The sequence below is a fragment of the Bacteroides sp. 3_1_23 genome (assembly GCF_000162555.1).
GTDB lineage: Bacteria > Bacteroidota > Bacteroidia > Bacteroidales > Bacteroidaceae > Bacteroides > Bacteroides ovatus.
The window spans coordinates 173,283-191,227 of record NZ_GG774954.1 but is presented as its reverse complement, the minus strand read 5'-3'; the positions used below and the strand labels follow the sequence as shown (position 1 = coordinate 191,227).

The window sequence follows — 17,945 nt, the reverse complement described above, 5'->3', positions numbered from 1 at the left end:
AACAGCATTCATGGGCCGACTAAAGAAATTGAAGAAAATACGTATTCACCGCGAAGGAACACATATATTATGGGCTAGCTTCTTGCTATTGCTATTGATTAATGCGGCTCTTTATTGGGGGATCGATTGCAAAATACCATTTTATGTGGTAGCAGTAGCGAGTATAGCAGTCTATCTGCTGATGGTGAATTTCTTTCGATGTCCGATCCGTCTCTTCGGACAGGACACTGAAAAGATTGTCGTAGCACCCGCCGATGGAAAAATCGTCGTTATCGAGGAAGTCGATGAAAACGAATATTTCCATGACCGCCGGTTAATGATATCCATCTTCATGAGCATTGTGAATGTACATGCCAACTGGTATCCGGTGGACGGTACCATTAAAAAGGTAGCACATCATAATGGAAACTTCATGAAAGCATGGCTGCCGAAAGCCAGCACAGAAAACGAACGTTCTACGGTAGTAATCGAAACTCCGGAAGGAGTGGAAGTACTCACCCGGCAAATTGCCGGAGCAGTGGCACGCCGTATTGTCACCTACGCTGAAGTAGGAGAAGAATGTTATATTGACGAACACATGGGATTTATCAAATTCGGTTCCCGTGTGGATGTGTATTTACCCATTGGCACAGAAGTATGTGTCAGCATGGGACAATTAACGACTGGTAACCAAACGGTTATCGCCAAACTTAAATAATTCTGTCACAATGACAAACGTTATTAAAAACAGTATTCCGAATACCGTAACCTGCCTGAACCTTTTCTCCGGTTGTATTGCCTGCGTCATGGCTTTTGAAGCCAAATATGAGCTGGCTCTACTTTTCATTGCTTTAAGTTCCATTTTCGATTTCTTCGACGGATTGTTGGCTCGTATGCTCAATGCACATTCCATTATCGGAAAAGACTTGGACTCATTGGCAGATGATGTCAGTTTTGGAGTTGCTCCTTCACTGATCGTATTCTCTCTGTTCAAAGAAATGTATTATCCGGCAAGTATGGAGTTCATCGCTCCTTACCTACCCTATTTGGCATTCTTGATTTCTGTTTTTTCAGCATTGCGCCTGGCTAAATTCAATAATGACACGCGACAGACCAGTTCTTTTGTGGGACTTCCGGTTCCCGCCAACGCTCTGTTCTGGGGCTCTTTAGTGGCGGGTGCACATGACTTCCTGATATCAGACAACTGCCATCCTGTCTACCTTCTTATACTTGTCTGTCTGTTTTCCGGACTGCTGGTATCAGAAATACCGATGTTTTCGCTGAAATTTAAAAATCTGTCATGGAATGACAACAAAATCAGTTTTATATTCCTGATTATCTGCATTCCTCTTCTTATATTTCTTGGAATCAGTAGCTTTGCCGCCATCATTGTATGGTATATTTTACTTTCACTTTTTACAAGAAAAAGTAAATAAACAATCTCTTGGCACGTTTGTTGTACTATGAGTTTTATCGAAGTAACAACATAAAAATCATAGCCCGATGCATATACTTTTATTCATACTCATTTTTATTATTGCCATTTTCGTATTTGGCCTTTCTATTATCGGCTTCATACTAAGAACGATTTTCGGATTAGGACGTGGTTCTTCTTCATCACGCCCGAAACAAACGGAATCGGGACGTACAAGCCAACAGGACTATGGCCAAAGAGATCGCCGTTCAAATGATGATGAAGAGGAAATATATTCCGAGAATGTTCCGGAGAAAAGACATAAAAAAATATTCACCCAGGACGATGGTGAATATGTAGATTTTGAGGAAATCAAATAAAACAGGATACTGCTTTTATTTTCGTTTCGCAGCAAAGAACTCTTTCATTAATGTAGCGCATTCGTCAGCCATTACCCCTTTTACAACCACCGTTTTAGGATGTAGAGCCGAACCGGCATATTTCTGATAGCCGCGTTTTTCATCTTCGGCGCCAAATACAAGCTTACCAGTCTGTGCCCAAGCAATAGCTCCGGCACACATTACGCAAGGTTCAACTGTGACATACAGGGTACATTCGTTCAAGTACTTGCCACCAAGCACATTGGCAGCAGCTGTAATAGCCTGCATCTCGGCATGAGCCGTTACATCATTCAATGTTTCTGTGAGATTATGGGCACGTGCGATAATCCGCTCCTTACAAACCACGACAGCTCCAACGGGAACTTCCCCCCGCTCGGCAGCCTTTCCTGCCTCTATCAAAGCTTGTTTCATGAAGTAAATATCGTCCAGCATTCCACCCTTTAATTTTGAATCTATTATTTTTATTATCCCCCTATCGTCTCATGTCGTGTTCACCAAAAAGGGTTGGATAATCTTCTTCCATATTCTTATGAATAAACATGAGAATCGTTTCACGAAGCCAACGTGACTTGTTCGTTATCTTATATTTCTCAAGATAACGATCTACAATCAGCTGTTCTTCGTCGCTCAATAAAATGCTCATCCGTCGTTCCCTTTTGGTACACTCGACATGCATTTTCAGGCACTTCTTACTCCTTTTTCTCATATCTTCTGCAAAATTACTTTTACTTCTGTAAATACAAAGAATAAAAGCAGTAAATTTGCAAAAAAAGATGGCTAAACATAATGATTTAGGAAAAGCCGGAGAAAATGCCGCCGTAGCTTATCTTGAACAGAAGGGGTATCTCATCCGTGACCGGAACTGGAGAAAAGGACATTTCGAACTGGACATTGTAGCAGCAAAGGATAATGAACTGATTGTAGTAGAAGTGAAAACTCGCAGTAATACCCTATTTGCAGAGCCGGAAGATGCTGTTGATTTACCTAAAATAAGACGTACGGTACGCGCAGCGGATACCTATATCAGATTGTTTCAGATTGACTCTCCTGTACGCTTTGATATCATTACTGTAGTAGGCAACGACGGGCATTTCAAGGTTGAACACATAGAGGAAGCGTTTTATCCTCCTTTATATTAAAGAATGCTTTGGCTTTACATATTCATCATTATAAGAGCCGTGAAATGCGTGCAATCTGCGCTTAAAATTATGATATAACCAATTATGAAAACATACTATAATTATTAATTCATTATGAATGTAGAAACTATCAGAGAATACTGCTTAAGCAAGAGAGGAGTCACCGAATCTTTCCCTTTCGATGATGTATCACTGGTTATAAAGGTAATGAACAAGATGTTTGCTCTCATTGACCTGGAAGAAGCTAATCACATCGCGCTAAAATGTGACCCGGAGAAAGCAATCGAACTGCGTGAACATTATTCGGGAATTGAAGGGGCTTATCATTTTAATAAAAAGTACTGGAATAGTGTCCGCTTTGATAGTGACATAGACGATAAATTGATGAAAGAGCTTATCGATCACTCTTATAATGAGGTAATCAAAAAATTTACTAAAAAGTTACGTGCAGAATATGATGCCCTTCCCTGATATATTCCCGGTTCCATTGATTCATATCAACGAGACTAATTCTACCAACAATTATCTGCAATCTCTCTGTTCTAAACAGAAAATGGAAGAACTAACTGTCGTTGTCGCCGATTTTCAAACTTCCGGTCGGGGACAACGTGGCAATTCTTGGGAATCAGATCCTGGCAAGAATCTTCTTTTCAGCACCGTTATCTTCCCTGAGTTTTTGGAAGCACGACGTCAGTTTCTCATTTCACAGGTCATCTCTTTAGCCATTAAAGAAGAATTAGATACTTATACCACCGATATCTCTATCAAATGGCCGAACGATATTTATTGGAAAGAAAAGAAAATATGCGGGATGTTGATAGAAAACGATCTGATGGGGCGGAACATCAGTCAAAGTATTGCAGGCATCGGAATTAATATTAATCAGGAGATATTTCACAGTTCTGCTCCTAACCCCGTTTCACTAGTACAAATCACAGGAAAAGAGCATGATCTATTCGAAATACTGAAAAATATCATGCTACGTATCCAATCTTATTATAGCTTGCTCAAAAAAGGCGATACGACATCAATAGCCTGTCAATATGAAAAGTCTCTTTTCAGAAGGGAAGGAATTCATCGATATAAAGATGCCAATGGAGAATTTCTTGCACGAATCGTTTGTGTAGAACCTGAAGGAAGATTAATTTTAGAAGACGAGATGCTGATGAAAAGAGACTATATGTTTAAGGAAGTAGAATATTTACTGAAATAAGCTATCCTATTCCAGATCAAAACATTATCTTTGGAACGTGCGTTTTTATATAAAACTCTTTCATTTATGAAAACAAAACTAATTTTCCTCCTTTCATTATTATGGATATTAATAGGATGCGATGATTCAGATTCTGCAACATTGAATATATCAGAATCGAAGTTTGATAACATCAGCGCAAGCGGTGAATCATTAACGATAGATATTACATGCAGTTCTTCATGGACTGTAACAAGTAATAAACAATGGTGTATTCCTAATACACAAAAAGGAGAGAACGATGGAAAGTTAATCTTATCTATTAATGCAAATCTGGAATCCAATTCCAGAACAGCAACTGTCACTATTATAAGTCATAAGGTTAACAAAACTGTTCAAATCATCCAAAATGGCTCTATCAATACAGCTGAAGAATATCATTATAAAATCCCTGTAATCTTTCATGTATTGTATAAAGAAGATAGAAATTCTCTACAGAAAGTAAATTCAAGCCGTTTATCCCATATACTAGACAAAGTGAACAGTCTGTATAAAAGCAAGAATAACAGTGTAGATATGAATCTCACTTTTACATTGGCAACAACAGATAAAAATGGAGAAACATTACCCAATCCTGGTGTAGAATATATCCAATGGCCAGAATCATACCCTATCGACTGTGAAGCTTTCATGGAGGATAATTCGGGAGAATATGTAAAATACTTATGGGATCCAAACTCATATATCAATATTATGGTTTATAATTTTGCAACCGAACCTAATTCAAATTCAGTAACATTAGGTATCTCCCATATTCCTTTTTCTACTAAAGGCAAGCATTATTTAGAAGGGCTTGGTGAAACAGACTACTCTCATCTAACATTAGCAAATTTACAATTCCCACTATGTGTCTCTATTAATAGCCTATATATTAATGAAGAATCTACTTCAACAAAATATAACACAGCAGACGTTACTGTCACGCTAGCTCATGAATTAGGACATTACCTGGGACTGCATCATGTCTTTGCCGAAACAAATAATGGTACGTGTGAAGATACAGATTATTGCAAAGATACTAAAAGCTATAATAAACAAGAGTATGATAGTAATTGTGATTACATATATGAAAATGAGAGAGCAAAATACACATTTGAAAATTTGGTAAAACGAACAGGATGTGATGGTATAGAGTTTATCTCTTATAATATCATGGATTATGCTATTAGCCACTCAAATCAATTCACTCAAAATCAACGTGAACGTATCAGACATGTCTTATCCTATAGTCCACTGATACCTGGACCGAAGAAAGGAGACATTGATACCCGAGCACTTAATGAAGGTCCCTTGGATTTACCAATACGAACTATAAAATAACAAATTGAATATAATAGAAAAAGAGGTGAACCACCTAGCGATTCACCTCTTTTTCTATTCTCAATATCTTATCCAATGTCTTTTGAGCTTCTGTCGATGGAAAACGTAGAACAACTTTCTGTAAAGAGTTACGCGCTTTCTCATACCGGGTAGTAAACAACTTCGATAATCCATCCCGATAGCGGGCATACTGCATTTTAGTGGGAGAAGGAAGTTTTTTGTAATCCGTTTCTAACTTTTTCTTCTCCTGCTCTGCCATCAAATAATAATAGTTTCCTAAAAAGATATTAGCAGCCAGATTATCCGCATCGAGTTGCAATATTTTTTCGTACATACGCAAAGCGTCTTTTTCTTGTCCGCGGCACACTTGCATTTCCGCACATGTTTCCAAACAATCTACATTATTTGGGTCCTTTTGCAGCAACTCTTTGTAGAACAAATAAGCTTTGTCGTAATTCCGTTTCTTTTTATAGGCGAGAGCTAATTCAGTAGCCAGTTTGGAGCTAATTTCACTATTCTTGTCCACATTCGTCCAATAATACATTTCCGTACGGTCTATATTCAGAGGAATAGTCTGTCGGAAATAGCTCACAGCCTGTCCATTCTGCCCAGCCTCAATGGCGGCAGATACTTTCTGCAACATCTCATCAACCGACTGTGCATTCAGCGCCAGCGGCAGTGAGAATAAAGAGATAAGAAAAATAGTTAAGGTCCTCATAATCCATCCGATTGCTATTTAGTTCGTGATTCACAAAGATACAACAAAAAAATAAAAAATGTACCTTTGTGGACGAAAAGAACAATCAATTTGATAAAAGTGTTTCTATAAAATGATAGATAAAAAACAATCCTCCGAAAACAGACGAATATTACGGATAGCCATACCATCGATTATATCAAATATTACCGTCCCGCTACTGGGACTTATCGATGTTACCATCGTAGGACACCTCGGTTCTCCGGCCTACATTGGAGCCATCGCTGTAGGGGGAATGTTGTTTAATATTATCTATTGGATTTTCGGATTCCTACGCATGGGGACGAGTGGCATGACCTCACAAGCGTATGGGCAGCATAATCTAAATGAAATCACCCGGTTACTGTTACGTTCCGTTGGCGTAGGATTGTTTATAGCTCTTTGCCTGTTGATACTCCAATACCCCATCCTGAAATTGGCATTCACTCTGATACAAACCACACCGGAAGTCGAGCAACTGGCAACTACTTATTTCTATATCTGTATCTGGGGAGCTCCCGCCACATTAGGACTTTATGGATTCGCCGGTTGGTTTATCGGAATGCAGAATTCACGCTTTCCCATGTATATCGCTATTACTCAAAACATTGTCAATATTGTAGCCAGCCTATCCTTTGTCTACTTGCTGGATATGAAAGTGGCAGGAGTGGCAACAGGAACTTTAATAGCCCAATATGCAGGTTTCTTCATGGCCATATTGCTATATATGCGCTATTATAGTGCACTAAGAAAGCGGATCGTATGGAAAGAAATTATACAGAAACAAGCCATGTACCGTTTCTTCCAAGTCAACCGGGACATCTTCTTCCGTACCCTTTGCCTGGTTGTAGTCACCATGTTTTTCACCTCTGCAGGAGCCGCCCAAGGAGAAATTGTATTAGCCGTAAACACCTTGCTCATGCAACTATTCACTCTGTTTTCTTACATCATGGACGGATTTGCTTATGCCGGTGAAGCACTGGCCGGCCGTTACATAGGTGCCAAGAATCAAACAGCCTTACGCAACACAGTACATCACCTTTTCTATTGGGGATTGGGTCTTTCATTGATATTCACCATCCTTTATGCAATCGGTGGAAAAGAATTTCTTGGCCTACTAACCAATGACACTTCAGTAATCAACGCTTCAGACACTTATTTTTACTGGGCACTTATCATTCCGCTAGCTGGCTTTTCTGCTTTCCTGTGGGATGGAGTATTTATTGGTGCCACCGCTACCCGTCAGATGCTTTACTCCATGTTAGTCGCTTCCGCCAGCTTCTTCGGAGTATATTACGCTTTCCATCCTCTCCTGGGAAATCACGCCCTGTGGCTGGCTTTTCTCATTTATCTTTCCCTGCGAGGAGTTGTACAAACCTTTTTGGGAAGGCAAATAATGAAAAAAGTAATCGCATCCCAGTGAGGCTATCCGATAAATTATCTCTATATTTGCGGCAAACAATAAAAAGCAAAAGGTATGGCAAAGTATAAAAGAATCTTACTAAAGCTCAGTGGAGAGAGCTTGATGGGCGAAAAGCAATACGGCATTGACGAAAAAAGACTGGCAGAATATGCTCAACAAATCAAAGAAATCCACGAACAAGGGGTACAGATTGGTATCGTCATCGGAGGAGGTAATATATTCCGCGGATTAAGCGGAGCCAATAAAGGTTTTGACCGTGTGAAAGGTGACCAAATGGGAATGTTGGCTACCGTTATCAATAGCCTCGCTCTAAGTTCTGCTCTTGTGGCTACCGGTGTAAAAGCACGTGTATTGACAGCAGTACGGATGGAACCTATCGGTGAATTCTACAGTAAATGGAAAGCCATCGAATGTATGGAAAACGGTGAAGTGGTCATCATGTCTGCAGGAACAGGAAATCCTTTCTTTACTACAGATACCGGTTCTTCACTTAGAGGAATAGAAATCGAAGCAGACGTTATGCTGAAAGGTACTCGCGTAGATGGCATTTACACAGCTGATCCTGAAAAAGATCCTACCGCAACCAAATTCGATGATATTACGTATGATGAAGTGTTGAAACGTGGTCTGAAAGTTATGGATTTAACTGCGACTTGTATGTGCAAAGAAAATAACCTGCCTATCGTCGTATTTGATATGGACACAGTAGGTAACTTAAAGAAAGTAATCAGCGGAGAAGAGATAGGTACGTTAGTACACAACTAATCAGAAAATAAAAAGTGCGAATTTTGCAATAGTAGTTTTTATCAAAGCTATACAGCGAAATTCGCACTTTGTCTTTCTTTTCAAATATTATATCGAAACGAATACCTATTTATCAAAATACTGGATCAAATCATACGCATTAAAATTCAATTCGCGGGCAAAGAAAGATAAATAAGGAAACAACTGATAAGAGTTATCATAAAGACCCTTATTGGCAGGTTTCGACGAATTATCCGTACCATCATCATCCTGATATTTAAACCAATGCCATCCGATACAATTCTTAGCCTCAAGCAATCCTAATGTAAAATGCTGATAAGCATAAGCCCTCTCATTTTGTGTAGGAACAGAATACCCGGCTCCCGACTGGTTATTCAGATCGGAATCCTCCACCCCTTTCGTATAAAACTCACTTACAAGAAACGGCTTATCCGCCCAACTTGCCCAGTCTGCAATCGCTGTTGTCAGTTCGGGACTCCAACGGCTATAATAGTTGATAGAAATGACATCACAATATTTTCCGGCAGCTCTCATCACTCCCTCCATATATTTAGGAGTTCCATGCAATCGAGTCCCCAGATAAAGCAGCTTATCATCTACTTTCATCACTGCCTCTTTCACTGCTTTATAATATTTCTCTGCTACGATACCTGCAAACTCATTATTCAAGGCATCCGTCACACTTTGCACGCCCTTGGAATCCATAAAGCCTTTTGCCGCAACATAAGCCGGATCATTCGAACTGTTGATAGCCAGGAAACGATCCAAAATCCGGGAACTGTTTGAAGAGAAGTTTATCTCATTATCCGAAAAGAACCCCAAGACATTAGGATCACGCAAATAATCTGCGAAAGCACTACCTGCCAAATATGAATCACACCATTCGGCCCATCCATTATAAAACACAAGACCTGCAGCATTATCATCGCTTCCTCCGGGATAATTATAAGACTTCGCACTCTTGAACTGGCTTAGAAAAGCAAATGAAGGTGCCAAAGTCAACGGACTGCTTGGATTGGAAGCATTATGAGTCTGAATCAACGAGTACGTTCCCGTACAGAATGCACCTGTACCATGAAAACCGATCTCACTCAATTCACGTTGAGTAGTGGACAGCCACTTCTCATCAGTTCCAAACCTATTATTCCAGGCTGTTTTATTACGACTGGAAGTTCCTTTGCGCAAAGAAGTTGCACTACGTTCAAGATGCAGGCAGCCTTCCGGATCAACCAACCACCAACGTCCATCTATCTTCTTCGTATAAAACCTGCCCGTAGCTGCTTGTTTCGGAAGCGTTGTCGAACTTCCATATTTATTCACCGACTCCTGATACGCTTTCAATGTCTTAATAGCCGGTTTATATCCATCCATATAAGCAATAATACGTGTATTCCCCGTTGTCCAACTGGATATGGGAGGATAAGCACTGGAATACTTGACACTGATAGGGCGATACATATTGGCATTTAATGACGGAGCATATACCACAGAGGCTCCAGGAACGGGTAAATCTTCCGGGTATTCCGACTCCACATCTTCCCCACCCATCACTATATCAGGAGGCATAAAATTAGGGTCCTTATCATCATCATCCGTACAAGAAACCATAGGAATAGAAGTTATAAACAGTAAAGCTCCCAGTATAAATATTTTTTTCATGGTGTGTATTTTATTGATTGTTATTTGATTGTTGATCGAACCAGTCGGCTAAACGATAGGCATTGATATTCAATTCTTTCATAGCATCGGCCAACGGTTTATAAAGATTGTATTCATTATCTATCAGTCCCTTGTTAGAGTCCAAATTCGAAGGATCTGCTCCTTTTGCCGTCGGGTCATTATCCTGATAACGGAACCAGTGCCATCCGACACAATTTCCACTTTCCAATAATCCTAAAACAAAATGCTGATAGGCATATCCACGTTCCTGTTGAGTTTGAACGGTAAAACCTGCTCCTGTCGTATTCGCCAGTCCGGAATCCATTCCTTTCGTATAAAATTCCGTAATGATGAAAGGTTTTTGAGCCCATTCTCCCCAATGTTTCATGGTCTTCTCACTCGGCGTCCACGCTCCATAGTAGTTAATTGCAACGACATCACAATACCTGCCTGCCGCTTCCACAATCTGGCGGATAAACTTCGGTTTTCCATGTAAACGACTACCCAGATAGAGATGATTGGGATCATACTTCCGAATCGCTTCCGATACCACTTTATAATATCGTTCAGCTACCACCCCTGCAAACTCCTCCCGGTGCTCATCGGTTATTTGTTGCGAAGTAATTCCCTGCTTTTTCAACCAGGATTCCGCATACACTCTTCCCGGATCACCAGGGTTCTGTAAAGTCAGATAGCCTTCCAGATTCTTGGGTCCGAACGGAAGTTCATTATCCGAAAAATAACCAATGATGTTTTTATCCATTTTATTCGCAACCAGTTTTTGTGCCATCTCATCGCAATAAGTTTCGAATTCCGGATCAAAAACGAAAATACACTGATTAGGGTATCCCGTGTTACCAGGCAACTGATAAGTTCCTCCCCGTTTCTTTCCGTATCCGCTCATCAGGTTAAGAATGATTGAGCGGGTCAAGACCTCCTTGTGGGATGCATTGTAAGAAGCAATCGCCTCTTCGTTACTCCAAGAGCCCGTACCGGAAAAGCCCAGTGAATGAATCATCTGTGCTGTTCTTTCGATCCATTTTTCTTCCGTACCAAATTTGTCCAGCATCGCTTGTTTATTGCGTTCGGAAGTCCCCAAACGTACTCCAACCACCACTTTCTGCAAATGCCGATATCCGTCGGGATCAATCATCCACCAACGATTTCCAATACGTTCTACTCTAAAAAATCCAGTAGCCCGGTGTTTCGGAGCATCCCAATCACTTCCATACTCATTTACATGCACTTTATCAGTAGCTTTAAAACCATCCAATTGAGCAATGGTACGGGTATCATACTCCTTCCATGGAAGATCTTTCTGTCCTTTCACCCACGGACGGGCAGTGACCTTAAATGTACGTCCCTGCCCATAACCCAACTGGGATAACAGCAGTAAAAACAATATAACTATACTATTTTTCATCTTCTAATATTCTTTTACGATTCGTATTGCATTTAAAATAGGCACAGACTCTACCGCTCCAAAACGAACGACAAGCCCTTTTCCCTGTGAAACCGGAACAATATACTTTTTAATGACCGCACGTTCGGAACCGTATTCTTCTGCAATATTCATTTGCCCGGCAACAGATACCCCATTTATATCCACAGAAAATACCCGGTTTGCATACTCCTCTTTCACCACATCATTTCCTAAATTATACACCAAAGCCTCTCTCTTATTTTCAGAAGTAAGTTCCGTCCAATACAAATATACAGCATAGACACCATCCGGCACATCCGCTTTAAAGGCCTCAATACCTACCCGTTGCGTCTGAAAGATAGGATCCTGATCCGTTCCCAGTATATCAGTGTCGCTGGCAGGCAAAGAACCGTAACGAGTCTTGTTCGGAGCCACTTCTCCGCCAATATATCCCCATGAGCCTTTTTCATAAGCCTGTTCCGGTATCCAACACAGTTCTGCTGTCCGATCCTCGAAATAACGTTGAGCACCCAGTAATACATTGACTTCCGTAAAGCCGTTCTTCACATTGACACATTGGAAATTGCAAACATACTGGTCACGATATTCGCGTCCCTCTTTTTCAATTACAGCATCTACCACATTTTCTCCGTTGACAAAAGGAATATCCACAGAAACGACCTTATCCGATACCGGATATACTCCCAAACTCTTTCCATTTAAAAAGACTTCCACCTTATCTGCATTGGTATACACCTTCAAAGGTTGCGTACAGCTCTTTCCATCCCGACTGGCTCCTGCCCTGTTCTTCCACGATTTAGAAGCAATGTGCAGGACAGGTGCCTCTTTCAGATAAGCCTGATAAAGATAATATCCATCTTTACGTTCTCTATCCATACTTACCAACCCTTTATTGTTCACATGAGGCATAGCGTTTCTTCTGGCTTCGGAATAAAAATCATTCAAGTTCCAAACCATAGCTCCCACGATATAATCCCTCTTTAGAATTTCAGGCAAGTAATGTTCGTGGTAGATGGAACCAAATTCACAACTAAAATCAAACCGCATCGGCGAAAAAGAGTGAATACGAGTATCCACATCCGCCCCATATTCGGTAATGAGCAACGGTTTGTGAGGAAACTCCCTGTGAAGTTCTTCCAGTTTCTCTTCAAATCCACTCAAGCTACCACCATACCATCCATTATAAAGATTAAAACCCAATAGCATCGGTAATTCTGCAATTCCTGCTTCCTGATAGATTTGAGAAGTAGAATGACAAGGCAACATGGTATAGCGTTCCGAATCCAGACTTCTGATCTGCGCCTCAATCGCCGAAGCTATTTGATGAAGGAATGTCATGTAGTCCGCCCGTTCCGTCCTATTTTCCGGATTAAAAGGAGGACGCAAAAGCACTTCATTCATATAAGCCCAAATAATAACAGATGGATAATTATAGTTCTGACAAACCATCTCTGTCACCTGTTCCACGCAATTATCCATAAATGCCTTACTTTGAGTGATGGCATTCACTACTGGAATTTCAACCGAAGTCAATAGTCCTAACTTATCACACATCTGCATCACAACCGGATCTTGCGGATAATGAGCCACTCGCAGGAAATTACTTCCCATATCCTTACTCAACTGTACATCCCGGATATGCATTTCATCCCGCAAAGCATTTCCCATTCCTTTGTAATCCTGATGCCGACTGGTACCAATCAATTTCCGATATTTCCCATTCAAGAAAAAACCTTTCTCCGCATCAAAACGATATTCACGAATTCCCAGCGGATTGACAACACAATCGAGCACCTCCTCTTTTTTATTCTTCAGACGGCTATATACCTTATACATATAAGGAGAGTCTACATCCCAACGTTTAGGCTGCGTAATAGCCATGAGCGATTCAAAAGCTACATTCTTTTCTTCTGCCTTCACATTTACTTTCTTTTGTGAAAGTGCTACTCTATTACCATCTGCATCCAAAATCTCCGTTTCAAGAATCAATGATTGATTACTCTTCAAAGCATTAGACAAGAATGTCTTTACTGAAATATCTGCTTGCAAATCCGTAATCTTCGATGCTTTGAGATACACCCCACTAGAAGCGTAATGAGTAGTAGACAGTTGCACAGGAGAAGTATACACCAGATAAACATCCCGATAGATTCCCCCGAAGAAAGTAAAGTCCGCTGAAAGAGGAGCAATATCCGGATTATGCGAGTTGTCAACGCTCACAGCTATCAGATTGCGTCCGGCATGAACATAATCAGTCACGTCAAACGTAAAAGCGGAATAACCACCTTTATGATTTCCAACAAACGTTCCATTCACAAACACATTCGTTTCCTGATTGGCTCCCTCAAAACTAAGATAGACTCTTTGTTCGGGGATCAGTTCCTCCACAGCCACCACTTTCCTGTACCAGCCTTTTCCCCGGAAATAACCGGGAATTTCATCATCTGCATCTTTTGCATTCCACGTATGAGGAATGGAAACGTCAGTCCAACCGGAAATATCAAAGTCAGCAGTAGAGGCATCTCCCTCAAAGAGGGAGAACTTCCAACCGTCATTAATCGTTTGCGTCACACGCTGACTATAAACCGTGCCGGTCATAACCAGTAACAAACAGGCTAAAATTATTTTTGGATATACCTTATACATACTTAATACCATTATTTCGAGATTGAACGGACTGCACGAACAAATCTTTTACCGTCTTTTTTAGCATTCGATTTATCCCAGGCAAGCGGTTTTCCAAAACGTACATAAAATGCGCTTGTACCGCTCGATGTTTCACGACTAGCCCAATAGGAATCTCCGGTAGCAGATGCTGCTGCCGTATTCATGATAGTTCCTCCCGCACCAGTAATCACTTGATCCCAAGCTGTACGGTTTGCTTTCTCAAAATCGGTAATCGCATCCGGGTTATTCTCCGTTGCATCTGCCACTGCAGTCCCATTATAAGTTTCAAACATCTGTTCCAAATCCGTTCTCGTAGGCCAATACCATCCGGAACCTTTATCCATACAATATTTAAGAGCGGGCATTTCTGCTGCATTCGGCAATGCTGCCAACGCAGTAGTATTTGCCAGGCCATTGTCATTGGATAAAGTTAAACCGGTAGAAGCCGGAGAGCTTGCCGTAGACCATGCCAGATTCTCTCTGTCCAACGACATAATCTTAGCCTTACCACGATTAGTGCCATCTACCCAGAACACAATGCCTCCTTTTAACGAACCATTATCCGCAATCACCTGTCCCACCGCAAACTCGGAACTTAAAAGCCCTCTTTGTGTAATAGTAACTTCCTGTTTAGGTGCATTCGCTCCGCTTCCGGCTATTACTGTAGCAGTCGTTACCCGGTTAGAACTATTCAAATTAGGCGATAATGTCCAGAAATAAAGAGTTTTACTTGTTATATCAACATACGCTTTCACCCAAGACTCATCAGTTATATTTACTGTAAATTCTGTTTCATCAGAAATCATCGTTATTCCTTCTGATTTCGTCACAGCATCAGGAGTAATAGTCACGGCATTTGTGCTTAACTCGAGAGAAGCGCCTCCTTCAGCCGCAACATTCTGATTCACCGTTACTTCCACCGACTTAGCGGCTGTGCCAGTACCGGCTGTAACCGTAGCAACAGTCGTACGAACATCGCCAGTGGTATTTTTAGATTTTGCTTTGAACGTAACTGTTGTGCCCGAAATAGTATACGAAAGCCAGGAATCATTTGCCAAAGCCACACTAAATACCGTTTTATTGGATGTCAATGTCACATTTGCTTCCGCTTCATTAGCTCCTTCCAATGTCACAGGATTTGGATTAACCGTCAATGTTGCCGGTTCTTCAGGATAAGTATAATCACCGATTGTACGCATACATCTTACAAAACGGTTGGTAGCTGTTTTATTTCCTGCATCAGCTCCCGATTTACCGAAACGTACCCAATAAGCCTGATTACCTGCTGCGTTTTCCGTACTCGACCAATAGCTTTCGCCATTACCTGAACCGGCAGCCTCGTTCATCACATCACCTTGTAAATCAGTCAACATCTTATCAAATGCAGCACGTGCCGCCTTCTCTACTTCCGTCAGTTTATCAGGTACGACTGAAACAAAATCCGGATCAGTATGTCCAACACCATTATAGGTATCAAACAATTCCCATAATTCATCGCGGGCAGGCAGATACCACCCGTCACCCAACGACTGGCAATATGCTACCGCATCATTTGCCGACGGAGAAGTGAACAAGGCAGAATTAGCATATCCGTTGACGGTGGAAAGTGCACTATGAGGCATCACAGAAGCCTCAAAAGGATTCCCCCCCTGACGTTTCACTGAAACCGCTTTTCCTACCATATTATCCGAAGGATCCACCCAGAAAATCATACCGATACCCTCATCCACACTTTGTCCTATCTTCAAAGAAAGATCCGGTTCTTTAGAATCCTGGGTAACCGTCACTTCTACTGTATATGAGCCGCAAGTCAGTTTCACGACAGCCGTTCTTGCATCTTCACCATCATTTTGTGTCAAGGCCGTGTAGACAACACTTTTTGAACTTACATCTACAGAAAGCCATTCTGCTTCGTACTGTGCAACAACCTGACCGACATTGGTATATAACAGCGACGTAACAGAAGAACCCGCCGCTTTCGCCAAATTTACTTTTGTATCTTTACAATTAAATTCAGGCATCACGCGTACCGATGCATCATCGACACAAGAAAGTAACCCCAGATTTAAAATCAATAAGAAGTATATTATTTTTTTCATATTCATTCATGTTTTACAGATAATCAATCGCTTAATACCAGTTCTCATTCTGTGGGAAATTCTCTTTCCCCATCAAGTCAATCTGTTCCTGTGGAATAGGCCAACATTCGTGCTTTCCAACCACAAAACTGGTACGGCATTCCGCATAATCTTTATCCAGATAAGGGTTTTCAGCCTTCGTCTCGCCATAATGCGCTTTCACTCTTTCGCCCAAGAGTCCCAAACGTTTCAACAAAGGCCAGCGAACGCCTTCAAAATTCAACTCACGGGCATATTCATCCAAAAGTATATCCTGCGTCAGAGGACCTGCAAATTTATCATTTCCCGCACGTTCCCATGTTTTATTGTAACAGCGCAAAGCATCCGTACTCATACCTCCGTCACGACGCATATATGCCTCTGCCGCCATTAAGTAAGTTTCTGCCAGTCGATAGACAATCAGATCCTTGAAACCCGTTGTCCGGTCCGGATTATCAGCCATCGTCCATTGGTCAAAGTATTTTTTCGACATAAAATGCAGTGTTTCACAATAGCTGGAACTCTGTGTAAGAGGAATCAATTCTCCATATTTAGGAGAAGTAGGGTCATTGTATTTGAAACGGTGAACAAACAACTCATTATATCGCGTATCTTTTGCCTGATCGTACAGACTCAACAGATAGGTATTCGGATAAATACGTCCCCAACCATATCCACCCTGATCGGCCGTATTGATACAACCTGAAATTTTATTGATTCGGGTAGTGGTTTGAATAGAGACACGATGTCCGGCAACCGGAGTTCCGGAACCACCTCCACCCAAGTTTTGTGAATATTGGAAACTCCATAACACTTCCGGAGATTTCAAATCTGCCCCATTAAATACATTCTCGGCTTTCTTTTCCATCGAGTAGATGCCTTCCTGCTTAAAGATATCCTCACATTCCTCAATGGCTGTATCCCAATCTGACTCCCACATGGCAACCTGTGCACGAACATGCTTGGCAGTAGCTTTTGTTACCCGTCCATACAATACATTTCCATTATTTTGAGGAAGCGACCAGTCCAGCCCTTTCATGGCATCGTCCAAGTCAGTTGTAATCAGCGTCATCAGTTCTTCATGAGAAGCAGGTTTGTATTCCCGTTTCAGATTGTCGACGGTGGTCGGGGTGATATTCAGATAAAGACGGTCAAAGCGTTTCCAGAGTTCAAAATAGCTCCGTCCTCTGAAGAATTTCGCTTCACTCCATGCATGGAGCACATCGCTGTCATCCAGTCCCAGGGCTTCTGCGGCTACAATAATTTCATTTGCTTTTCCAATAATACCATAGTGATGTTTCCAGAACTTATTGACATCCCCAGTACTTGGAGTAAAGCTCGTATTCAAACGTCCGATTGAAGTAGAAACACCTGCTCTAAGTATCGCAATATCCGTATTAAAGTCACACATAGTAACGATGTACAGATTGGATTCATTATTATCCGCTCCACCCGGCAATTCACGAGCCAGGGAGTACAGACCTGTAACAGCTGTATTCAACCCTTCGGGAGTAGTGAACAGGTAATTGTTCGTCACATCTGTCTTTGATTCCAGATTTAATAAATCCGAGCAGGAAGCGGTCAACATTCCGCAGATGACAAAGGCTGTATATATTAACTTTTTCATAA

Annotated in this window: 17 protein-coding genes; 9 read left to right on the top strand and 8 right to left on the bottom strand. The window is 41.3% G+C overall.

Annotation, left to right across the window (positions count from 1 at the left end; genetic code table 11):
* The first annotated feature begins 10 nt into the window (after window positions 1-10).
* From HMPREF9010_RS08100 to HMPREF9010_RS08110, 3 genes are all read left to right on the top strand, one after another.
* Entirely contained in the window at window positions 11-697 is a 687-nt protein-coding gene (locus HMPREF9010_RS08100) for a phosphatidylserine decarboxylase family protein (RefSeq protein ID WP_004299219.1), read from the top strand.
* A gap of 10 nt (window positions 698-707) precedes the next feature.
* Entirely contained in the window at window positions 708-1,415 is a 708-nt protein-coding gene (gene pssA / locus HMPREF9010_RS08105; protein WP_004306563.1) for a CDP-diacylglycerol--serine O-phosphatidyltransferase, read from the top strand.
* Between the two features lie 67 nt (window positions 1,416-1,482).
* The gene (locus HMPREF9010_RS08110; RefSeq protein WP_004306562.1) at window positions 1,483-1,773 is read left to right on the top strand and encodes a DUF4834 family protein; all 291 of its coding nucleotides are present in this window, start codon (window positions 1,483-1,485) and stop codon (window positions 1,771-1,773) included.
* Window positions 1,774-1,788: 15 nt separating this feature from the next.
* Here HMPREF9010_RS08110 and HMPREF9010_RS08115 read toward each other — a convergent pair whose 3' ends face one another.
* Window positions 1,789-2,226 carry a nucleoside deaminase gene (locus HMPREF9010_RS08115; protein WP_004299216.1) on the bottom strand — a complete coding sequence of 146 codons (438 nt, stop codon included), beginning with the start codon at window positions 2,224-2,226 and terminating at the stop codon, window positions 1,789-1,791.
* 40 nt (window positions 2,227-2,266) lie between these two features.
* Window positions 2,267-2,500, bottom strand: coding sequence for a hypothetical protein (locus tag HMPREF9010_RS08120; RefSeq protein WP_004299215.1), 234 nt, complete (start codon window positions 2,498-2,500; stop codon window positions 2,267-2,269).
* A gap of 67 nt (window positions 2,501-2,567) precedes the next feature.
* Between HMPREF9010_RS08120 and HMPREF9010_RS08125 the strand changes: the two genes are divergently transcribed.
* From HMPREF9010_RS08125 to HMPREF9010_RS08140, 4 genes are all read left to right on the top strand, one after another.
* Window positions 2,568-2,933 (top strand): YraN family protein, encoded by a 366-nt coding sequence (locus HMPREF9010_RS08125; RefSeq protein WP_004299213.1) that lies wholly within the window; start codon window positions 2,568-2,570, stop codon window positions 2,931-2,933.
* 114 nt (window positions 2,934-3,047) lie between these two features.
* The gene (locus HMPREF9010_RS08130) at window positions 3,048-3,404 is read left to right on the top strand and encodes an MmcQ/YjbR family DNA-binding protein (protein ID WP_004306560.1); all 357 of its coding nucleotides are present in this window, start codon (window positions 3,048-3,050) and stop codon (window positions 3,402-3,404) included.
* Entirely contained in the window at window positions 3,388-4,146 is a 759-nt protein-coding gene (locus HMPREF9010_RS08135) for a biotin--[acetyl-CoA-carboxylase] ligase (protein WP_004306558.1), read from the top strand. Before HMPREF9010_RS08130 ends, HMPREF9010_RS08135 begins: the two co-directional genes overlap by 17 nt.
* A gap of 66 nt (window positions 4,147-4,212) precedes the next feature.
* On the top strand, window positions 4,213-5,505 hold the full coding sequence (locus HMPREF9010_RS08140) for a zinc-dependent metalloproteinase lipoprotein (protein WP_008650082.1): 1,293 nt from the start codon (window positions 4,213-4,215) through the stop codon (window positions 5,503-5,505).
* Between the two features lie 34 nt (window positions 5,506-5,539).
* Here the strand turns inward: HMPREF9010_RS08140 and HMPREF9010_RS08145 are convergent, their stop codons facing one another.
* The gene (locus HMPREF9010_RS08145; protein ID WP_004306554.1) at window positions 5,540-6,223 is read right to left on the bottom strand and encodes a tetratricopeptide repeat protein; all 684 of its coding nucleotides are present in this window, start codon (window positions 6,221-6,223) and stop codon (window positions 5,540-5,542) included.
* A gap of 112 nt (window positions 6,224-6,335) precedes the next feature.
* Between HMPREF9010_RS08145 and HMPREF9010_RS08150 the strand changes: the two genes are divergently transcribed.
* Both HMPREF9010_RS08150 and pyrH read left to right on the top strand, forming a co-directional pair.
* The gene (locus tag HMPREF9010_RS08150) at window positions 6,336-7,664 is read left to right on the top strand and encodes an MATE family efflux transporter (protein WP_008650081.1); all 1,329 of its coding nucleotides are present in this window, start codon (window positions 6,336-6,338) and stop codon (window positions 7,662-7,664) included.
* Between the two features lie 54 nt (window positions 7,665-7,718).
* Window positions 7,719-8,429, top strand: a complete 711-nt coding sequence (gene pyrH, locus HMPREF9010_RS08155) for a UMP kinase (RefSeq protein ID WP_004306551.1) — start codon at window positions 7,719-7,721, stop codon at window positions 8,427-8,429.
* 105 nt (window positions 8,430-8,534) lie between these two features.
* Here pyrH and HMPREF9010_RS08160 read toward each other — a convergent pair whose 3' ends face one another.
* From HMPREF9010_RS08160 to HMPREF9010_RS08180, 5 genes are read right to left on the bottom strand one after another with little or no spacing between them, the layout of a single operon-like run.
* Window positions 8,535-10,088, bottom strand: a complete 1,554-nt coding sequence (locus HMPREF9010_RS08160) for a hypothetical protein (RefSeq protein ID WP_032852827.1) — start codon at window positions 10,086-10,088, stop codon at window positions 8,535-8,537.
* A gap of 10 nt (window positions 10,089-10,098) precedes the next feature.
* The gene (locus HMPREF9010_RS08165; protein ID WP_004307919.1) at window positions 10,099-11,511 is read right to left on the bottom strand and encodes a hypothetical protein; all 1,413 of its coding nucleotides are present in this window, start codon (window positions 11,509-11,511) and stop codon (window positions 10,099-10,101) included.
* A gap of 3 nt (window positions 11,512-11,514) precedes the next feature.
* A complete protein-coding gene (locus HMPREF9010_RS08170) occupies window positions 11,515-14,178 on the bottom strand; it encodes a glycoside hydrolase family 2 TIM barrel-domain containing protein (protein WP_004306546.1) in 2,664 nt (887 codons plus the stop codon).
* An 11-nt stretch (window positions 14,179-14,189) separates the two neighbouring features.
* The gene (locus HMPREF9010_RS08175; protein ID WP_008650075.1) at window positions 14,190-16,304 is read right to left on the bottom strand and encodes a BACON domain-containing protein; all 2,115 of its coding nucleotides are present in this window, start codon (window positions 16,302-16,304) and stop codon (window positions 14,190-14,192) included.
* A 25-nt stretch (window positions 16,305-16,329) separates the two neighbouring features.
* A complete protein-coding gene (locus HMPREF9010_RS08180; protein ID WP_004306542.1) occupies window positions 16,330-17,943 on the bottom strand; it encodes a RagB/SusD family nutrient uptake outer membrane protein in 1,614 nt (537 codons plus the stop codon).
* Window positions 17,944-17,945: the final 2 nt, after the last annotated feature.

Coding starts and splice junctions, on each gene's coding strand:
- HMPREF9010_RS08180 (WP_004306542.1), bottom strand. CDS start 17,943: ATGAAAAAGTTAATATATACAGCCTTTGTCATCTGCGGAATGTTGACC.
- HMPREF9010_RS08100 (WP_004299219.1), top strand. CDS start 11: ATGGGCCGACTAAAGAAATTGAAGAAAATACGTATTCACCGCGAAGGA.
- HMPREF9010_RS08120 (WP_004299215.1), bottom strand. CDS start 2,500: ATGAGAAAAAGGAGTAAGAAGTGCCTGAAAATGCATGTCGAGTGTACC.
- pssA (WP_004306563.1), top strand. CDS start 708: ATGACAAACGTTATTAAAAACAGTATTCCGAATACCGTAACCTGCCTG.
- HMPREF9010_RS08145 (WP_004306554.1), bottom strand. CDS start 6,223: ATGAGGACCTTAACTATTTTTCTTATCTCTTTATTCTCACTGCCGCTG.
- HMPREF9010_RS08150 (WP_008650081.1), top strand. CDS start 6,336: ATGATAGATAAAAAACAATCCTCCGAAAACAGACGAATATTACGGATA.
- HMPREF9010_RS08135 (WP_004306558.1), top strand. CDS start 3,388: ATGATGCCCTTCCCTGATATATTCCCGGTTCCATTGATTCATATCAAC.
- HMPREF9010_RS08140 (WP_008650082.1), top strand. CDS start 4,213: ATGAAAACAAAACTAATTTTCCTCCTTTCATTATTATGGATATTAATA.
- HMPREF9010_RS08115 (WP_004299216.1), bottom strand. CDS start 2,226: ATGCTGGACGATATTTACTTCATGAAACAAGCTTTGATAGAGGCAGGA.
- HMPREF9010_RS08125 (WP_004299213.1), top strand. CDS start 2,568: ATGGCTAAACATAATGATTTAGGAAAAGCCGGAGAAAATGCCGCCGTA.
- HMPREF9010_RS08130 (WP_004306560.1), top strand. CDS start 3,048: ATGAATGTAGAAACTATCAGAGAATACTGCTTAAGCAAGAGAGGAGTC.
- pyrH (WP_004306551.1), top strand. CDS start 7,719: ATGGCAAAGTATAAAAGAATCTTACTAAAGCTCAGTGGAGAGAGCTTG.
- HMPREF9010_RS08170 (WP_004306546.1), bottom strand. CDS start 14,178: ATGTATAAGGTATATCCAAAAATAATTTTAGCCTGTTTGTTACTGGTT.
- HMPREF9010_RS08110 (WP_004306562.1), top strand. CDS start 1,483: ATGCATATACTTTTATTCATACTCATTTTTATTATTGCCATTTTCGTA.
- HMPREF9010_RS08165 (WP_004307919.1), bottom strand. CDS start 11,511: ATGAAAAATAGTATAGTTATATTGTTTTTACTGCTGTTATCCCAGTTG.
- HMPREF9010_RS08175 (WP_008650075.1), bottom strand. CDS start 16,304: ATGAATATGAAAAAAATAATATACTTCTTATTGATTTTAAATCTGGGG.
- HMPREF9010_RS08160 (WP_032852827.1), bottom strand. CDS start 10,088: ATGAAAAAAATATTTATACTGGGAGCTTTACTGTTTATAACTTCTATT.